18 protein-coding genes, 1 pseudogene and 1 riboswitch are annotated in these 16,787 nt (G+C 72.2%); of the genes and pseudogenes, 11 read left to right on the forward strand and 8 right to left on the reverse strand.

The window, feature by feature from the left end:
- Positions 1-16: 16 nt before the first annotated feature.
- Positions 17-250, forward strand: a complete 234-nt coding sequence (locus ACFYMM_RS19615; RefSeq protein WP_388388104.1) for a DUF3263 domain-containing protein — start codon at positions 17-19, stop codon at positions 248-250.
- Between the two features lie 72 nt (positions 251-322).
- On the forward strand, positions 323-1,189 hold the full coding sequence (gene otsB / locus ACFYMM_RS19620; protein WP_388388105.1) for a trehalose-phosphatase: 867 nt from the start codon (positions 323-325) through the stop codon (positions 1,187-1,189).
- 285 nt (positions 1,190-1,474) lie between these two features.
- On the opposite strand, the gene ACFYMM_RS19625 is transcribed toward otsB, so the two are convergent.
- Both ACFYMM_RS19625 and ACFYMM_RS19630 read right to left on the reverse strand, forming a co-directional pair.
- Positions 1,475-2,917 carry a trehalose-6-phosphate synthase gene (locus ACFYMM_RS19625; RefSeq protein WP_388388107.1) on the reverse strand — a complete coding sequence of 481 codons (1,443 nt, stop codon included), beginning with the start codon at positions 2,915-2,917 and terminating at the stop codon, positions 1,475-1,477.
- Between the two features lie 97 nt (positions 2,918-3,014).
- Positions 3,015-3,959, reverse strand: a complete 945-nt coding sequence (locus ACFYMM_RS19630; protein WP_388388109.1) for a glucosyl-3-phosphoglycerate synthase — start codon at positions 3,957-3,959, stop codon at positions 3,015-3,017.
- A 129-nt stretch (positions 3,960-4,088) separates the two neighbouring features.
- Positions 4,089-4,257, forward strand: a riboswitch (SAM riboswitch).
- A gap of 17 nt (positions 4,258-4,274) precedes the next feature.
- Between ACFYMM_RS19630 and thrC the strand changes: the two genes are divergently transcribed.
- The 4 genes from thrC (at position 4,275) to groL (ending at position 8,506) form a co-directional block, all read left to right on the forward strand.
- Positions 4,275-5,558, forward strand: coding sequence for a threonine synthase (gene thrC, locus ACFYMM_RS19635; protein WP_388388111.1), 1,284 nt, complete (start codon positions 4,275-4,277; stop codon positions 5,556-5,558).
- Positions 5,555-5,830: a MoaD/ThiS family protein gene (locus ACFYMM_RS19640; RefSeq protein ID WP_153543360.1), complete on the forward strand. Its 276-nt coding sequence runs from the start codon at positions 5,555-5,557 to the stop codon at positions 5,828-5,830. Before thrC ends, ACFYMM_RS19640 begins: the two co-directional genes overlap by 4 nt.
- 442 nt (positions 5,831-6,272) lie before the next feature.
- A complete protein-coding gene (locus tag ACFYMM_RS19645; protein WP_004929928.1) occupies positions 6,273-6,476 on the forward strand; it encodes a cold-shock protein in 204 nt (67 codons plus the stop codon).
- 407 nt (positions 6,477-6,883) lie between these two features.
- Entirely contained in the window at positions 6,884-8,506 is a 1,623-nt protein-coding gene (groL, locus tag ACFYMM_RS19650; protein WP_388388114.1) for a chaperonin GroEL, read from the forward strand.
- A 164-nt stretch (positions 8,507-8,670) separates the two neighbouring features.
- Here the strand turns inward: groL and ACFYMM_RS19655 are convergent.
- Positions 8,671-8,877: pseudogene (locus ACFYMM_RS19655) on the reverse strand (hypothetical protein); the annotation flags it as partial.
- On the opposite strand from ACFYMM_RS19655, the gene ACFYMM_RS19660 reads away from it, so the two are divergent.
- Complete coding sequence (locus tag ACFYMM_RS19660; protein ID WP_388388117.1) at positions 8,780-9,100, forward strand: hypothetical protein; 321 nt, start codon at positions 8,780-8,782, stop codon at positions 9,098-9,100. The pseudogene ACFYMM_RS19655 and the gene ACFYMM_RS19660 sit on opposite strands and share 98 nt — an antisense overlap.
- A 113-nt stretch (positions 9,101-9,213) precedes the next feature.
- Positions 9,214-10,338: an NADH:flavin oxidoreductase gene (locus tag ACFYMM_RS19665; RefSeq protein ID WP_388388119.1), complete on the forward strand. Its 1,125-nt coding sequence runs from the start codon at positions 9,214-9,216 to the stop codon at positions 10,336-10,338.
- Between the two features lie 16 nt (positions 10,339-10,354).
- On the opposite strand, the gene ACFYMM_RS19670 is transcribed toward ACFYMM_RS19665, so the two are convergent.
- Positions 10,355-10,930: a hypothetical protein gene (locus tag ACFYMM_RS19670; protein WP_388388121.1), complete on the reverse strand. Its 576-nt coding sequence runs from the start codon at positions 10,928-10,930 to the stop codon at positions 10,355-10,357.
- A 40-nt stretch (positions 10,931-10,970) separates the two neighbouring features.
- Between ACFYMM_RS19670 and ACFYMM_RS19675 the strand changes: the two genes are divergently transcribed.
- Complete coding sequence (locus tag ACFYMM_RS19675) at positions 10,971-11,681, forward strand: class I SAM-dependent methyltransferase (RefSeq protein WP_388388123.1); 711 nt, start codon at positions 10,971-10,973, stop codon at positions 11,679-11,681.
- On the opposite strand, the gene ACFYMM_RS19680 is transcribed toward ACFYMM_RS19675, so the two are convergent.
- Genes ACFYMM_RS19680 through ACFYMM_RS19690 form a run of 3 tightly spaced genes read right to left on the reverse strand, consistent with a single transcriptional unit; the run spans position 11,639 to position 14,983 of the window.
- Positions 11,639-13,072 (reverse strand): PTS transporter subunit EIIC, encoded by a 1,434-nt coding sequence (locus ACFYMM_RS19680; protein ID WP_388388125.1) that lies wholly within the window; start codon positions 13,070-13,072, stop codon positions 11,639-11,641. The genes ACFYMM_RS19675 and ACFYMM_RS19680 overlap by 43 nt on opposite strands.
- 16 nt (positions 13,073-13,088) lie before the next feature.
- Positions 13,089-14,024, reverse strand: a complete 936-nt coding sequence (murQ, locus tag ACFYMM_RS19685; protein WP_388388127.1) for an N-acetylmuramic acid 6-phosphate etherase — start codon at positions 14,022-14,024, stop codon at positions 13,089-13,091.
- Positions 14,025-14,044: 20 nt separating this feature from the next.
- Positions 14,045-14,983 (reverse strand): MurR/RpiR family transcriptional regulator, encoded by a 939-nt coding sequence (locus ACFYMM_RS19690; protein WP_388388129.1) that lies wholly within the window; start codon positions 14,981-14,983, stop codon positions 14,045-14,047.
- 55 nt (positions 14,984-15,038) lie between these two features.
- Between ACFYMM_RS19690 and ACFYMM_RS19695 the strand changes: the two genes are divergently transcribed.
- Together ACFYMM_RS19695 and ACFYMM_RS19700 are read left to right on the forward strand one after the other, a co-directional pair.
- Positions 15,039-15,422: a hypothetical protein gene (locus tag ACFYMM_RS19695; RefSeq protein ID WP_388388131.1), complete on the forward strand. Its 384-nt coding sequence runs from the start codon at positions 15,039-15,041 to the stop codon at positions 15,420-15,422.
- Positions 15,419-15,718 (forward strand): DUF4031 domain-containing protein, encoded by a 300-nt coding sequence (locus tag ACFYMM_RS19700; protein WP_388388133.1) that lies wholly within the window; start codon positions 15,419-15,421, stop codon positions 15,716-15,718. Before ACFYMM_RS19695 ends, ACFYMM_RS19700 begins: the two co-directional genes overlap by 4 nt.
- Here the strand turns inward: ACFYMM_RS19700 and ACFYMM_RS19705 are convergent.
- Positions 15,688-16,776, reverse strand: coding sequence for a GNAT family N-acetyltransferase (locus ACFYMM_RS19705; protein ID WP_388388134.1), 1,089 nt, complete (start codon positions 16,774-16,776; stop codon positions 15,688-15,690). The genes ACFYMM_RS19700 and ACFYMM_RS19705 overlap by 31 nt on opposite strands.
- Between the last annotated feature and the right edge of the window lie 11 nt (positions 16,777-16,787).

Raw genomic sequence — 16,787 nt, forward strand, 5'->3', positions numbered from 1 at the left:
CGTTACGGTCTTCTCCATGGACCGGCACGAACTGGGCAGCCGCGAACAGGCCATCCTCGCCCTGGAGCGCCGGGGCTTTCCCGGCCCCGGCGCCAAGGAGCGGGCGATACGCGAGGAACTGGGCCTGGCCCCGGTGCGCTACTACCAGCTGCTCAACGCCCTGCTGGACGACGAGCGGGCCCTCGCGCACGACCCGGTGACGGTGAACCGCCTGCGCCGGGTCAGACAGACGCGCCGTACGGAACGCTGAGCCGCCGTTGTGCGCCGGTGTGCCACCCATGAGCCATGCGTGCTCCCGGCCCCCGGTGGATAGGGTCGCCGTATGGGCATCCAGACGACGGACTCGACCGACCCCGTGGACCCGCTGCCGACCCCGGTGACACCGGCCGGCCGGGACGGACTGCGCGCACTGCTCGACCGCCCCCGCGCCGCCGTGATCGGCCTGGACTTCGACGGCACGCTGGCGCCGATCGTCGCCGACCCCGACCAGGCCCGCGCCCACCCCGAAGCCGTCCCCGCGCTGGCCGCCCTCGCCCCGAAGGTGGCCGCCGTCGCCGTGATCACCGGCCGCCCGGCCGGGGTCGCGGTGCGCCACGGCGGCTTCGCGGGCGTTCCCGGCCTGGAGCACCTCACCGTGCTCGGCCACTACGGCGCCGAACGCTGGGACGCCGTCACCGGCACCGTCAGCGCCCCCGCCCCGCACCCCGGGGTCACCGCGGTCCGCGCGGAGCTGCCCGGCTTCCTCGACCGCATCGGCGCCTGGCGCGGCACCTGGATCGAGGAGAAGGGCCGGGCCGTCGCCGTCCACACCCGCCGGGCCGAGGACCCCCAGGCGGCCTTCGAGGCCCTGCGCGCCCCCCTCGCCGACCTCGCCACCCGCCACGGCCTGATCGTCGAGCCCGGCCGGATGGTCCTGGAACTGCGCCCGCCAGGCATGGACAAGGGCGTCGCCCTCCTGGACTACATCCGCGGCACCGGCGCCGAGTGCGTCCTCTACGCCGGTGACGACCTCGGCGACCTCCCCGCCTTCGCCGCCGTCGACAAACTCCGCTCCGACGGCGTCCCCGGCCTGCTGGTGTGCAGCGGCAGCACCGAGGTCACCGAACTGGCGGAACGCGCGGACCTGGTGGTGGACGGCCCGGCCGGAGTCGTCCACCTGCTACGGGCCCTCGCCACCCGCCTGGGCTGAGGCCGCGTCCGCCTGGGCGGAAGCCGCACCCGGCTGGGCTGAGGCCGCACCCGGCTGGGCTGAGGCCGCACCCGGCCGGGTTGAAGCCGCGTCCGGCTGAGCGGAAGCCTCGCCCGCCTGGGCGGAAGCCTCGCCCACCTGGGCTGAGGCCGCGTCCGGCTGGGCGGAAGCCGCACCCCGGCCAGGCCGAAGCCGCACCCCGGCCAGGCCGAAGCCGCACCCCGGTCAGGCCGAAGCCGCACCCCGGCCAGGCCGAAGCCGCACCCCGGCCAGGCCAAGGGGGGCTCAGCCGGGTCGGTTCTCGTCCAGGGCGTGCAGTTGGTCCAGGAACCACTGGGCCGGGGGCAGCGCGGTCGCCGCCGCGGACAGCCGCTTCGCGCGTTCCGCCCGCTCGTGGGCCGGCATGGTGAGCGCCTGGTGCAGGGCGGTCGCCGTGCCCTGGATGTCGTACGGGTTGACGGTCAGCGCGTCCTCGCCCAGCTCCTCGAACGCCCCCGCCTCCCGGGACAGCACCAGCGCGCAGCCCTCGTCCGAGACGACCGGGACCTCCTTGGCGACCAGGTTCATGCCGTCGCGGATCGGGTTGACCAGCGCCACGTCCGCCAGCCGGTAGGCGGCCAGCGAGCGGGCGAAGTCGTCCTTGACGTGCAGGACGACCGGCGTCCAGCCCTCGGTGCCATAGCTCGCGTTGATGTCGTCGGCCACCCGCCGCACCTCGGCCGTGTAGTCGCGGTACACGGCCAGATCCTGCCGGGACGGGTAGGCGAACGCCACGTGCACCACCCGCTCGCGCCACTCCGGGTGGTCGTCCAGCAGCTGCCGGTACGCCAGCAGCCCGCGCACGATGTTCTTCGACAGCTCGGTGCGGTCCACCCGCACGATCGTCCGGCGCCCCTCGCCGATCTCCTCCCGCAGCGCCGCCATCCGCTCGGTCACGTCCGGCCGGTGCGCCCGCTCCCGCAGGAAGTCCGCGTCGGCGCCCAGACCGTGCACGCCGACGCGGGTGCCGGCCGGGATGCCGGGGCTGCCCAGGACGGCGTGACAGCAGTCCCGGAACGCGTCCGCCCAGCGCCGGGTCAGGAACGCCGCCCGGTCCGCGCCCAGGATCCCGCCCAGCAGCTCCGCCGCGATGTCGTCCGGGAGCAGCCGGAAGTAGTCCGGCGGGGCCCACGGGGTGTGCGAGAAGTGACCGATGCGCAGGTCGGGGCGGAGTTCGCGGAGCATCCGGGGGGCCAGGGCCAGGTGGTAGTCCTGGATCACCACCGCCGCGCCGTCGGCCGCCTCCTCGGCCAGCGCCTCGGCGAAGGCCCGGTTGTAGGCCTGGTACGACGCCCACCGGCGCCGGAACTCCGCGTCGAAGACCGGCTCCAGCGGGGTCTGGTAGAGCATGTGGTGGACGAACCACAGGACCGAGTTGGCGATGCCGTTGTACGCGTCCGAGAAGACACCGGCGTCGATGTCCAGCATCCGCACCCGCTGCCCGCCGGTGTCCTCGGCCGGCAGCAGCCCGCCCTCGGCGCGCCGCACCGCCTCCCGGTCCGCGTCGCCCAGCGCGGCGCACACCCACACCGCGTTCGCGTCCGGCCCGATGGCCGACAGACCCGAGACCAGCCCGCCGCCGCCGCGCTTGGCGTGCAGCGAGCCGGCCCCGCCGTCGGGCCGAACCTCGTACGAAACCGGGCCGCGATTGGACGCGACCAGCACCTCAGCACCGTGCGTGGAAGCCATACGCCTCAACCTAGCCGGGCAGGTAAACGCTCAAACGTACGGCTCGCCCCGCGCGGGGTCCGTATACGGCCGTTCTTCAGCGGTCCCCGAGCGGGGCTCACGCCACCTTCCGGGCCGCGTACTCCGCGATCTCCGCCATCGGCGGACGCTCCTCCGTGTCCACCGGGTAGGTGCGCGGCTCGAAGCCCTCCTGCCCCCGCTCGAACTGGGTCAGCGAGGGCCGCACCAGGTGCCCGCGGGCCAGCCTCAGCTGCGCCGTGCGGTAGATCGCCGCCGCCATCCGGCCCAGCGCCCGCCCGTCCTGGTGCCGGTGCCTGCGCACCCCGACGTCCACCTGGGCCAGGGCATCGAGCCCCACCAGGTGCAGCGCGTCCACCAGCATGCCCAGCTCCACGCCGTACCCGACCGGGAACGGCAGCTGTTCGAGCAGCGAGCGGCGGGCCGCGTACTCACCGCCCAGCGGCTGCACGAAACCGGCCAGCTGCGGCCAGTGCAGGTTCAGCAGCGGGCGCGCCACCAGCTCGGTCACCCGGCCGCCCTGGCCGGCCGCGGTGCCGAGCGGACGGTCGTACATCGCCTTGACCAGATCCACCCCGGGATCGGTCAGCAGCGGGCCGACGATCCCGGAGACGAAGTCGGAGGAGAACTCCCGCAGATCGGCGTCGACGAAACAGACGATGTCCCCGCCGGTGACCAGGAGCGAGCGCCACAGCACCTCGCCCTTGCCGGGAACGGCCGGAACGCGCGGCAGGATCGCGTCGCGGTGGACCACCCGGGCGCCGGCCGACGCGGCCACCTCGGAGGTGCGGTCGGTGGAGCCGGAGTCGACGACGACGATCTCGTCGACGAGCGGCATCTGCTGCATGAGGTCATGACGGATCACCGCGACGATGTCGCCGACCGTCTCCTCCTCGTTGAGCGCGGGCAGCACGACGGACACCGACTGGCCCGTGCGCTGCTTCGCGGCGAGGATCTGGTGCGGGGGACGATCGGACACGGACCAGGAGTGGGTGGCCAGCCAGCGCTCGACTTCTTCCAGCACAGTGTGCGGCTCCTCACTGTTGTCTCGCGGTTCGGACGACTATCTCAACTGTCCTGGCCTTCGGTTACAGTCTTGGACAACGCGGGTGACCATCGCATGTCAGGGTCGCCCCCGCCCACAACCGCATACAGCTCATCCAGAGGGGCAGAGGGACACGGCCCGATGAAGCCCCGGCAACCCTCCAGCCGGCACTCGTGTCGATCGCTGTGCGACCACAGCCGACCGATCCGCGAGGCTCCCGGCTAGGGAAGGTGCCAAATCCGTCTCGCGACGAGATGCGTCGCGAGGAAGATGAGGAGAAAGGGCCTCGCCTCCATGGCTGTGCAGACAGTTGCAAGCTCCAGCAATCCCACCGTAGACCTCGGCCCGGCCGCCGCGCTCAGCTGTCGCGAGTGCGGTCACCGCGTGCCCCTCGGACCGGTCTTCGCCTGCGAGGAGTGTTTCGGTCCGCTGGAGATCGCCTACGACTTCTCGGGCTACGACACCGAAGAGCTGCGGCGGCGCATCGAGTCCGGGCCCGCGAACATCTGGCGTTACGCCCCGCTGCTGCCCGTCCCCGCCGACGTGGCGACCAAGCCCAACATCAACCCCGGCTGGACCAAGCTCGTCCAGGCCGACAACCTGGCGCGCGAGCTGGGTGTCACCGGCGGGCTGTACGTGAAGGACGACTCCGGGAACCCGACGCACTCCTTCAAGGACCGGGTCGTCGCCCAGGCGCTGGAGGCCGCCCGCGCCTTCGGGTTCACCACGCTGAGCTGCTCCTCGACCGGCAACCTGGCCGGTGCGGTGGGCGCCGCGGCGGCCCGCGCCGGCCTGCGCTCCTGCGTGTTCATCCCGCACGACCTGGAGCAGGGCAAGATCGTCATGGCCGCGGTCTACGGCGGCGACCTCGTCGGCATCGAGGGCAACTACGACGACGTGAACCGCTTCTGCTCCGAGCTGATCGGCGACCCGGCCGGCGAGGGCTGGGGCTTCGTCAACGTCAACCTGCGGCCGTACTACGCCGAGGGCTCCAAGACGCTGGCGTACGAGATCTGCGAGCAGCTCGGCTGGCGGCTGCCGGACCAGATCGTGGTCCCGATCGCCTCCGGTTCCCAGCTCACGAAGATCGACAAGGGTCTGCAGGAGCTGATCAGGCTCGGGCTGGTCGAGGACAGGCCGTACAAGATCTTCGGCGCGCAGGCCGAGGGCTGCTCGCCGGTGTCGACTGCGTACAAGGCGGGGCACGACGTGGTCCGCCCGCAGAAGCCGGACACGATCGCCAAGTCGCTGGCGATCGGCAACCCGGCGGACGGCCCCTACGTCCTCGACATCGCCCGTCGCACGGCCGGCGCGGTGGAGGACGTGAACGACGAGCAGATCGTCGACGCGATCAGGCTGCTGGCCCGGACCGAGGGCATCTTCGCGGAGACCGCCGGCGGGGTCACGGTCGGCGTGACGAAGAAGCTGATCGAGAACGGCGTCCTCGACCCCGCCCTGACCACGGTCGTCCTGAACACCGGCGACGGCCTCAAGACCCTCGACGCGGTGGCCGACACCGGCCTCACCGCGACGATCCGCCCCAACCTGGACTCCTTCCGAGAGGCTGGCCTCGCATGAGTGTGACCGTCCGCATCCCCACCATCCTGCGCACCTACACCGGTGGGCAGGCCGAGGTCGCCGCCGAGGGTGCCACCCTCGCCGAGGTCATCGCCGACCTGGAGAAGAACCACACCGGGATCGCCGCGCGCGTTCTGGACGACCAGGGCAAGCTGCGCCGGTTCGTGAACGTGTACGTCAATGACGACGACGTGCGTTTCGAGCAGGGGCTGGAGACCGCGACGCCGGAGGGTGCGGGCGTCTCCATCATTCCGGCCGTCGCCGGCGGCTGACCGAATGACCGCACATTACCCTTGGTAACACCTATTACCGCCTGTTCATCGAATTGCCCCCTCCCGGTGAGAAGTGGAGGGGGCAATTCTGTGTGGTTGAGCGCGGTACAGTTGGGGAACACGGTGGCGGTCCGCAGGTCGGAAGCCCTGGATTCTTGCCGCGCGTCCGGCAAGAAGTAGCCAAAGTGTGTGGGTGGTTGGCGGCTTTCGTGCCCTTTGCCCGGCCCGACTTGCCCTCCCTTCCTGGGAATTGTCGCCACATTCCGGACCGTGCCCTTCCAGAATTCTCGTCCGATTGACCTGTTGCAGACGGCAGTTGGACAGATACATTCAGCCGCGGTCGACGCGTTCCGGCGCACGCCCCCGACCCATGGGGGGTGAGGTCTGACCCGGATCCGCGAAGTGTGGATCTGTGCAAGGGCCAGTAATAGGGGAGTTAGGCATGGCTCAGGGCACCGTCAAGTGGTTCAACGCGGAGAAGGGGTACGGCTTCATCGCGGTCGACGGTGGTGCGGACGTCTTCGTCCATTACAGCGCCATTCAGATGGACGGCTATCGCACCCTTGAAGAGGGCCAGCGGGTGGAGTTCGAGATCTCGCAGGGCCAGAAGGGCCCGCAGGCCGACATGGTCCGCCTCAGCGCCTGAACGTTCACACACATCGGAGGACCCGTTCCTGGTAGGGGGCGGGTCCTCCGTCATGTCCGCAGCCGGCCTCTCCCCGCACGCGTCCGCCGCCGGCCCTCTCCTCGCACCGCTCCCGGGGTGCCGTGCCCCCCGTGCGCCCCGCCCGATACCCGGGAGGCGCTTGTGCCCGCCCGTCACCCGACCACCACCCCCAAACGAGCCCGCTACGCGGGCGCACCTTGCACTCGGGCATGCCGAGTGCTAATCATTGGCGTTAGCACTCTGAAGGTGAGAGTGACAAAGAAGGACCGGGTCGGTGAGGCCCGCAGGCCGGGTGGGGCAAGGAACCCACGGGTCGGCGAGCCGTCCGTCGCGGGCGCGGGCGCGGTCCGAAGGAATCACCCCCAGTCCTGGAGGGACCACTTCACATGGCCAAGATCATCGCGTTCGACGAGGAGGCGCGGCGCGGCCTCGAGCGCGGCATGAACCAGCTCGCGGACGCCGTGAAGGTGACGCTCGGCCCCAAGGGCCGCAACGTCGTCCTCGAGAAGAAGTGGGGCGCCCCCACGATCACCAACGATGGTGTCTCCATCGCCAAGGAGATCGAGCTCGAGGACCCGTACGAGAAGATCGGCGCCGAGCTGGTCAAGGAAGTCGCCAAGAAGACGGACGACGTCGCCGGTGACGGTACGACCACCGCGACCGTTCTCGCCCAGGCCCTGGTCAAGGAGGGTCTGCGCAACGTAGCCGCCGGCGCCAACCCGATGGCCCTCAAGCGCGGTATCGAGAAGGCCGTCGAGGCCGTCTCCGCCGCCCTGCTGGAGCAGGCGAAGGACGTCGAGACCAAGGAGCAGATCGCCTCCACGGCCTCCATCTCCGCCGCCGACACCCAGATCGGCGAGCTGATCGCCGAGGCCATGGACAAGGTCGGCAAGGAAGGCGTCATCACCGTCGAGGAGTCCCAGACCTTCGGTCTGGAGCTGGAGCTCACCGAGGGTATGCGCTTCGACAAGGGCTACATCTCGGCGTACTTCGCCACCGACATGGAGCGTATGGAGGCGTCCCTCGACGACCCGTACATCCTGATCGCCAACTCCAAGATCGGCTCCGTCAAGGACCTGCTCCCGCTCCTGGAGAAGGTCATGCAGTCGGGCAAGCCGCTGCTGATCATCGCCGAGGACGTCGAGGGCGAGGCCCTGTCGACCCTGGTCGTCAACAAGATCCGCGGCACCTTCAAGTCCGTCGCCGTCAAGGCCCCGGGCTTCGGTGACCGCCGCAAGGCCATGCTCGGCGACATCGCCATCCTCACCGGTGGCGAGGTCATCTCCGAGGAGGTCGGCCTCAAGCTGGAGAACGCGACCCTGGACCTCCTGGGCCGCGCCCGCAAGGTCGTCATCACCAAGGACGAGACCACCATTGTCGACGGCGCCGGCTCCGCCGACCAGGTCGCCGGCCGGGTCAACCAGATCCGTGCCGAGATCGAGAACAGCGACTCGGACTACGACCGCGAGAAGCTCCAGGAGCGCCTGGCGAAGCTCGCGGGCGGCGTGGCCGTCATCAAGGCCGGTGCCGCCACCGAGGTGGAGCTGAAGGAGCGCAAGCACCGCATCGAGGACGCCGTGCGCAACGCCAAGGCGGCCGTCGAGGAGGGCATCGTCGCCGGTGGTGGCGTGGCCCTGCTGCAGGCCTCCGGTGTCTTCGAGAAGCTGGAGCTGGAGGGTGACGAGGCGACCGGTGCGGCCGCCGTCAAGCTCGCGCTCGAGGCTCCGCTGAAGCAGATCGCCGTCAACGCCGGCCTCGAGGGCGGTGTCGTGGTGGAGAAGGTGCGCAACCTGACCCCGGGCCACGGCCTGAACGCCGCGACCGGTGAGTACGTCGACCTGGTCGCCGAGGGCATCATCGACCCGGCGAAGGTGACGCGTTCCGCGCTGCAGAACGCCGCGTCCATCGCCGCGCTGTTCCTCACCACCGAGGCCGTCATCGCCGACAAGCCGGAGAAGGCCGCGGCGGCCGCTCCGGGCGGCATGCCGGGCGGTGACATGGACTTCTGATCGACCTCTGGTTGATCAACGTCCTGACCGAGGGCGGCATCCCCTGTTCGACGGGGGGTGCCGCCCTCGGGCGTTTCGGATCGTCGGCGAGCAACGTCCGTGGTCAGGTACTGCGGCCGACTTTCAGCACATGAACCGTGACGTTGGTTTCATCCGGCCGGTACAGCACTCTCCTTGCAGTTCCGCCTGAAGAAGCCCCCTGTAACCAGGACTTCGTCCAGCATTGCCGCGATCTCCGGCTGCGTCCGCCGCGTAGCCGCCTCCAGCTGCCCGATGAACGACCCGCTCACGAACAACCGTTGGGAGAAGGCCCGCACGACCGAGGAAGCCGTGGAGCAGCTGCGCGCAGCCCGGCACGGCGTCGGCATCATCCTTCCCTCGCTCCGCGTCGATCCCTGGACCGGCTCGCACGGGGAGCCGTACGCCCTGGCCGACCTGGGCCGCTGCAACCTGGGCGTGGCCTCGCGGCTGGCGGCGGCTCTTCGGGCGAGGGGGGACGACTGTCCGGCTGAGGCGGCCGAGTCCGCGCCGCCGGGGGAGGTGCTGAGGGAGCGGGTGCGGCAGCTGAACCGGGAGGCCCGCATCCGGAAGTAGGTGTGTTGGGGAATACACGGTCCGCCACCCTCGGTTCCTTCAGGAGGTGCAACAATGCGTATGCACATACCTGACGGTTTACAAGGTTTACAACGGTTCGAAGGAGCCCCCACGTGAGCAGCAGCACGTCCCCCGCCTCCCGCGCGGCCCAGATCCTCTCCCGGCCGACCACGATCAACGGCCTGACCGTCCCGAACCGGATCGCCATGGCCCCGATGACGCGAATGTTCTCCCCGGGCGGCGTCCCCGGCGAGGACGTGCTGTCGTACTACGCCCGCCGCGCCGCCGCCGGCGTCGGTCTGATCGTCACCGAGGGCACGTACGTCGGCCACGACTCGGCCGGGTCGAGCGACCGCGTTCCCCGGTTCCACGGCGAGGAGCAGCTCACCGGCTGGCAGAAGGCCGCCGAGGCGGTGCACGAGGCGGGCGGCACCATCGTCCCGCAGCTGTGGCACATCGGCACCGTCCGCAACCAGGGCCAGCAGCCCTACCCGGACGCCCCCTCCGTCGGCCCCTCGGGCCTGCGCGTCAACGGCACCGCCGACGCCAAGGAGATGACCCGGCAGGACCTGGACGACGTCATCGGCGCGTTCGCGCAGGCCGCCGCCGACGCGGAGCGCATCGGCTTCGACGGCGTCGAGATCCACGGCGCCCACGGCTACCTCGTCGACCAGTTCCTGTGGGCGGGCACCAACCGTCGTACGGACGAGTACGGCGGCGACCCGGTGGCCCGCACGAAGTTCGCGGCGGAGATCGTCGCGGCCGTCCGCGAGAGGGTCTCCGCGGAGTTCCCCGTGATCTTCCGCTACTCGCAGTGGAAGCAGGAGGCGTACGACGCCCGGCTCGCCGAGACCCCCGAGGAGCTGGAGGCCGTCCTCGCCCCGATCGCGGCCGCCGGTGTGGACGCCTTCCACGCCTCCACGCGCCGCTACTGGATCCCGGAGTTCGACGGCTCCGACCTCAACCTCGCGGGCTGGACGAAGAAGATCACCGGCAAGCAGGTCATCAGCGTCGGCTCGGTCGGCCTCGACGGCGACTTCATCAAGGCCTTCCAGGGCGAGGGCGCGCCGGTCGGCAGCCTGGACAACCTGCTGGACCGCATGGAGCGCGACGAGTTCGACATGGTGGCCGTGGGCCGGGCCCTGCTCCAGGACCCGGAGTGGGCGGCGAAGGTCCTCGAGGGCCGCGTCGACGAGCTGGCGCCCTACAGCGCGGACGCGCTCAAGACGCTGAGCTGAGGCCGGGCGGGCGCGCTCACAGGTTGCCCATCGGCTCGATGTCGACCTGCACGGGCGTGCCCCACACCCGCAGCACCTCGTAGTCGGTGAACTCGTGCACCAGCCGGTACGCCATCGCCGGCCGGGAGCCGCGCCGCTGGGCGGCGAGATACAGCTCGGCCTCCCGCCGGTCCCGCCTGGGCGTACCGCACAGCTGCCACTCCCGCCCGTTCCACAGCTCCGGCAGCCACCGCTGCTGGGGCCGCGGGCGGTCGGCGCGGACACCGTAACGGGAGGGCGTGGCCGATACGGCTTCGTCGGCCGCCGGAGGCCGTCCGCCCCCGTACTCCGAGCGCCGGGCGGCCCGCCGCCGGGTCTCGCACAGCAGGCACAGGTCGGGGGCGCTCTCGTCCACCGGTCCGTTCGGGTGCTCGGCGCAGCGCGTGGTGACCGTGCCGCTGGTGACGCTCTCGTCCAGCAGGTCGAGGGCGCGGCGCAGATCGGCCCTGACCTCGTGCAGCCGGGCGTCCGGGGTGTCCGAGGTCAGGGCCTCCCCGTGCTCGCCGACAAGGCGGAGGGCACGTCCGAGGGCGGTGAGCTGGGCGTGGTTCATGGGACGAGTGTCGCAGGGCGTCGTGTGGTGGAGTGCCCTCATGACCGCATTGCCGCCCCGGCTGATCCGGGCCATGAACCGCTTCAACGCCGCGCACCCCTGGGACCACAACGCCCACTACCACGGCTGGCTGATACGGCAGTTGCCGCGGCGGCCCCTGGGCAGGGCGCTGGACGTGGGCTGCGGCAGCGGTGACCTCGTCCGGCTGCTGGCCTCCCGGCCGGGTGCCGTCGAGGTCCACGGCATCGACTCCGACGCCCGGATCATCGAGCAGGCCGAGCGGGCCGAGCAGGCCGAAGAGGCGGGTCCTGGAGGGCGAACCGTCTACTCCGTCGCCGACGCCCCCCACCGGCTCCCCGCCGGCCCCCACGACCTCATCACCTGCCTCGCCGTGCTCCACCACCTCCCCTTCGCCGACTCGCTCACCCGTTTCCGCGAGGAACTCGCCCCCGGCGGCACTTTGGTCGTCGTCGGATGCGCGCGGGAGGACGCGCCGCTCGACCAGTTGCTCAGCCACCTCTCGCTGCCCCTCAACCTCCTCGTGGGATGGGCGAAGAACCGGGGCCGGGCCGACACCGCGCCGGGACAGACGCGGCCCGTGTCGATGACCGCCGCCACCCGCGCCCCGGAGATGACCTTCGCCCAGATCGCCGCCGGGGCCCGCCGCATCCTGCCCGGCGCCCGGCTCCGGCGGCGGCTGTTCTGGCGTTACACACTCGTCTGGCGCGCCCCCGTCGCGGAGGCCGGCTGAACGGGGCCGCCTCGGTCGAAGCCGAACAGGTACGTCGCCAGGAAGCCCACCGCGTACCCGGTGAGCAGACCGCCGCCGTAGATGGCCGCCGTCGGGAGCAGGCCCCGGTTCCCGGCCAGCAGGGGGAACAGGGCCCAGCCGGAAGGACCGATCGCCGTCGCCCCGACCCGGTCGCCCAGCATCGCGAAGAAACCGACGAACGCCCCGCCCGCCGCGCCGCCCGCGCAGGCCGTCAGGAACGGTCGGCCCAGGGGGAGCGAGACGCCGTAGATCAGCGGTTCGCCCACGCCCAGCAGGCCCGCCGGGAGCGCCGACCTGATCGTCGTGAGCAGGGAGCGCAGGGAGGTGTCGTGGCGCACGCGGGCGTACACCGCGAGTGCCGCGCCCACCTGGCCCGCGCCCGCCATCGCCAGCAGCGGCAGCAGGACGGTGTAGCCCTGCTGCTGGATGAGGGTGGTGTGGATGGGGATCAGGGCCTGGTGCAGGCCCAGCATGACCAGTGGCAGGAACAGGCCGCCGAGGACCAGTCCGGCGACGGCGCCCGTGGTCGCCAGCAGCCGGTCGGCCCCCGTGCCGATGGCCGAGGACACCACACCGGCCGCGTACATGAGGCCGTAGAGCGTGACCAGGCCGGGGACGAGGACGGTCACGGCCGGGGTGACCAGGACGTCCAGCGCCCCGGGCACCCGGCCCCGGCACCACCGTTCCACCCGCGTCGCCAGCAGGGCCGCCGCGAGCGCGCCGAGCACCCCGCCCTGCCCGGGCGCCAGATGCACCCCGAACGCCGTGACCTTCGCCACGCCCGGATACACGACGACGGCCGCCACCGCTCCGCCCAGCACCGGCGTGCCGCCGAACTCCTTCGCCGTGTTGTGCCCGACGAACACCGCGATCAGCGCCATGAAGGCGGAGGAGAGGGCGGTCAGGGCGGGAGCCAGGCCCGGCAGCAGTCCGGTGTTGGCCAGCAGCCCGCCCAGTCCCGCGAGGATGCCGCAGCCGATCAGCGCCGGGATGAGCGGCACGAACACGTCGGCCAGCCGCCGCAGGGCCGCCTTCAGGGGCGTGGCGTTGCGCCGCCGCAGCTGCTCCCGCAGCTCGGCCCCGCGCGCGGCGAGCCGGTCGGCGGGGTTCCCGGCCGCCACCAGCTCCTCCACCTCCGCCGTGACAGCGGCCACCACCGCCGGCCCCAGCACGATCTGGTACGAACCGTCGTCCGCGCTCACCACCCCCAGCACTCCCGGCACCGCCCGCAGCCCCTCCTCGTCGACGGCCGCCGGATCCGTCACCCGCAGCCGCAGCCGGGTCAGGCAGTGGGCGACGGTCGTGACGTTCGCGGGGCCGCCCAGGCGGGCGAGGATCGCGGCGGCGGTGTCGTACGAGGTGGGGTGCACCCCCCGAGCGTGCGGGTCAGCCGCCCGCGATCGCCAGCGCGGCACGCAGATGGCCGCCGGACTCCTCCAGAAGGCGGGCGGCCGTCGGGCCGTCGACGCCGGCCAGGACCGTCAGGATGGCGTTCTTCACCTCCCCGCCCGTCTCCGTCAGCGCCTTCTCGATCTCCTCGTCGGGGGCGCCGGTGGCCAGCGCGACGATACGGCGGGAGCGGGCGCGCAGCTTGTCGTTGGAGGCGCGCACGTCGACCATCAGGTTCCCGAAGGTCTTGCCCAGACGGATCATCGTGATCGTCGACAGCATGTTGAGGACCAGCTTCTGCGCCGTACCCGCCTTCAGCCGGGTGGAGCCGGTGAGCAGCTCGGGGCCGACGACGACCTCGATGCCGTGGTCGGCGGCGGCCGCCAGGGCACTGTCCGCGTTGCACGCCAGCCCGATGGTGAGGGCGCCCAGGGAGCGGGCGTGCCGCACGGCGCCGACGGCGTACGGGGTGCGGCCGGAGGCGGAGACGCCGACCACCGTGTCCTCGGGGGTGAGCGCCAGCTCGTCGAGGTCCGCGCGGGCCAGCTCCGCGGAGTCCTCGGCGCCCTCGACGGAGGTGACCACGGCCCGTGGTCCGCCCGCGATCAGGCCGACGACCCGGGCGGGATCGGTGTTGAAGGTGGGCGGGCACTCGGAGGCGTCCAGCACGCCGAGCCGTCCGGCGGTGCCCGCCCCGGCGTAGACGAGCCGGCCGCCGCGCGCCATCCGCTCGGCCACGGCGTCGACGGCGGCGGCGATCCGGGGCAGCTGCGCGGCGACGGCGGCGGGAACGCCGCTGTCCTCGCCGTTCATCAGGCGGGCGATGTCCAGGGTGGGCAACCGGTCGATCCCGGCCAGCTCGGGCCGGAACGCCTCGGTGGTCAGGGACTCCAACTCGGCGCGCAGGTCACGGGGTTCGGACGGGTGGATCATCGCGGGACGCTCTCTCTTCCCTAGGTGCGGGGGGAACTCCGGTGCCGGTGGGCCAGCGCCTCGTACGAGGCCGCCAGCGCGGGTGCGGCCGATGCGTACGTCCGCTGCGCCACACCCACGAACAAGCAGTCGACTATGAGCAGTTGACTGGTCCTGGACGACATCGCGGCGGGCCGCAGCTCGCTCTCCCGGGAGGTGGACGTGGTCAGCACGTGGTCGGCGTACTGCGTCACCGGCGCGCCCGGTCGCCCGGTGATCGCGACGGTCGTCGCCCCGCGCTCGAAGGCGGCCCGCAGCGGCTCGATGACGTCCCCGGTCGTCCCGGAGTGCGTGATCGCGATCGCCACGTCACCGGCCCGCAGTTGGACCGCGTTGGTCACGGCGAGGTGCGGATCGCCGTGCGCGTGGGCTATGAGCCCTATCCGCAGCAGCTTCTGGGTGAGGTCCTGGGCGACCAGACCGGAGGCGCCGATGCCGTACACGTCGGTGCGGCGGGCGCCCGCCAGCGCGGTGACGGCCGCGTCCAGTTGCCCGGTGTCGAGTCCGGCGGCCGTGTCGGCGAGGGTCTGCCGCTCCTCGTGGGCGAGTTTGGCGACGACGTCGGCGATCGGGTCGTCGACGGCTATGTCGGTGGTGATGGCGGGGGCCCGGCCGGACTGCAGATGGGCGGCGAGGCCGGCCAGGGCCAGGCGCAGGTCGCGGTAGCCGGGATAGCCCAGCAGCCGGGCGGTGCGCACCACGGTGGCCTCGCTGGTGCCGGTGCGTTCGGCCAGGCCGGTGACGGTGAGGGCGGCGCAGGCCGCCGGGTCGCCGGCGACGGCTTCGGCGACGCGCCGCATGGAGCGGGTCATGGACGGCGCGAGGGTGCGCACCTTGGCGGCGAGGGCGGTGGGGGCCGGCGGGGCCGTACCCGGCCCTCGTCCCCGGTCGGGGAAAGTTTCCTTCACGTCCTGGGGCACGTGTGAAAGATATTTTCGGTTCGGTGCGGCGGTCAAGAGTGCGCACAATGGGGGCATGGATCCCGTCAGCCCCTTGGAGCAGGCCCTGCACGCGGCACGCGCCCTCGTACTCGCCGACCTGGTCGCGGGCGAGGTCGCCGAGGCGGACGTCGTCTCGCTGGTGGAGGACTCGGTCGTACAGCGGCGCTGGTGGGTGGAGCAGTGGCCGGAGGGTGCCGCGTTCGTCGCCGGACTGGTGGCGCAGGACGTGCAGGACGCGCTGCTGGAGCGGTACGGCCGCTGGCCGCTGTGCCCGGTGTGCGGCACGGGCGACCCGCACGCGCTGGACGTCGAGCCGGAACTGGGCCCGGATCCGCACTGGGTGTGCCACAAGGCGGGCGTGAGGGTGGCGCCGGTCGGCAGGCTGGGCGCGGCCGGCGGCGGGACACCTCCCTCGTGACCCTGTACATCGACCCGCCGACCTGGCCCGGCCACGGGCGGCTGTGGTCCCACCTGGTCAGCGATGTGTCGTACGACGAACTGCACCGCTTCGCCGCCGCGTTGGGCGTGCCCCCACGGGCCTTCGAGCGGGACCACTACGACCTTCCCGAGCACCGGTACGCCGAAGCGGTGGCCGCCGGGGCGGTGCAGGTCAGCAGCCGCGAGGTGGTGCGGCTGCTGCACAAGGCGGGGCTGCGCCGCCGCAAGGGGCGAACGCGGCCGGATCAGACCCCGCCGGGTCCGCGTAGTTCATAGGCCAACTCCTCGCCCTGCTCACTGTCCTCGCTCACCTGAACGAATCCGGCGCGGGTGACCACGGCCTGGGAGGCGAGGTTGTCCTTGTCGACGGTCGCGAACAGCGCTTGTACGTCGTCGCGTGCCAGCGCCCACCGCGACAGCGTGCGCAGCGCCTCGGTGGCGTAGCCCTGGCCCCGGGCGCCCTCGACGAGGTCGTACCCGATCTCGGCCCGGCCCTCCTCGTCCGGCGCGCCGTGGAAGCCCATGCCGCCGATCGCCCGGCCGTCCTCGCGCCGTACCAGGGCGAACACGCCGAACTCGGGGCGGTGCGTGCCCGCTTCGTACGCCTTGACCATGAAGTTCGTGGCGTCGCGGGTGCCCTCGTAGGGGCCGCCGTCCAGCCACTCGAAGCCGCCGTCGCCGCCCAGGCGCAGATCGCGGGCGGCGGCCGGGCGGATGCCGACGAGGCTGACGCGTTCGCCGGGGATGACCAGGTTGTTGCGCCAGCGCCAGTCGGTGACCCGGGCGCGGCCGGGCAGTTCGCCGCGACCGGTGGCCCACAGCAGGGTCGGCCAGGGGGCCGGGCCGGGCTGGACGTGCGGGAAGAGCCAGGCCAGCACCGAATCGGCCAGTTCCTCGGACGGCTCGTAGGCGAGGCCGAGGGCCCGTGCGATGTCGTGCGTGTGCAGCAGCACCTCGGCGATGCCCATCGCGGCGAAGCCCTCGCGGTCGGCGCTGCGGAAGGGATAGGGATGGAAGGCGCGGGCCTCGCGGGGGGCGGTGCGGACGGCGGCGGCGAGCAGCGCGCCGGTCGCCTCGATCACGTGCAGCAGACCGGCGTTGTCCGTGCCGTCGTCGAGCCTGATCTCGAAGGGGACGTAGTCGTCCCGCGCGCCGCCCGCGAGGTTGGCGGCGTACGCGACGAGGTCGTCGGCGATGTGGAGGGCCGTCGTGTGGACGCTCCAGTCCAGGCCCGAGGCCTTCACCTCCGTCCAGTCCCGGTCCGCCGCCGGCCGCAGTGCCGCGACGCAGCTCGCGACGGCCTCTTCCACCTGGTCCCCGCCCATGGCACGCATGAGCCGCACAC

Source organism: Streptomyces sp. NPDC006739, from assembly GCF_042869815.1.
Taxonomy (GTDB): domain Bacteria; phylum Actinomycetota; class Actinomycetes; order Streptomycetales; family Streptomycetaceae; genus Streptomyces.

Coding starts and splice junctions, on each gene's coding strand:
- ACFYMM_RS19615 (WP_388388104.1), top strand. CDS start 17: ATGGACCGGCACGAACTGGGCAGCCGCGAACAGGCCATCCTCGCCCTG.
- otsB (WP_388388105.1), top strand. CDS start 323: ATGGGCATCCAGACGACGGACTCGACCGACCCCGTGGACCCGCTGCCG.
- ACFYMM_RS19625 (WP_388388107.1), bottom strand. CDS start 2,917: ATGGCTTCCACGCACGGTGCTGAGGTGCTGGTCGCGTCCAATCGCGGC.
- thrC (WP_388388111.1), top strand. CDS start 4,275: ATGGCTGTGCAGACAGTTGCAAGCTCCAGCAATCCCACCGTAGACCTC.
- ACFYMM_RS19640 (WP_153543360.1), top strand. CDS start 5,555: ATGAGTGTGACCGTCCGCATCCCCACCATCCTGCGCACCTACACCGGT.
- ACFYMM_RS19645 (WP_004929928.1), top strand. CDS start 6,273: ATGGCTCAGGGCACCGTCAAGTGGTTCAACGCGGAGAAGGGGTACGGC.
- groL (WP_388388114.1), top strand. CDS start 6,884: ATGGCCAAGATCATCGCGTTCGACGAGGAGGCGCGGCGCGGCCTCGAG.
- ACFYMM_RS19660 (WP_388388117.1), top strand. CDS start 8,780: ATGAACGACCCGCTCACGAACAACCGTTGGGAGAAGGCCCGCACGACC.
- ACFYMM_RS19670 (WP_388388121.1), bottom strand. CDS start 10,930: ATGAACCACGCCCAGCTCACCGCCCTCGGACGTGCCCTCCGCCTTGTC.
- ACFYMM_RS19675 (WP_388388123.1), top strand. CDS start 10,971: ATGACCGCATTGCCGCCCCGGCTGATCCGGGCCATGAACCGCTTCAAC.
- murQ (WP_388388127.1), bottom strand. CDS start 14,024: ATGATCCACCCGTCCGAACCCCGTGACCTGCGCGCCGAGTTGGAGTCC.
- ACFYMM_RS19695 (WP_388388131.1), top strand. CDS start 15,039: ATGGATCCCGTCAGCCCCTTGGAGCAGGCCCTGCACGCGGCACGCGCC.
- ACFYMM_RS19705 (WP_388388134.1), bottom strand. CDS start 16,776: ATGCGTGCCATGGGCGGGGACCAGGTGGAAGAGGCCGTCGCGAGCTGC.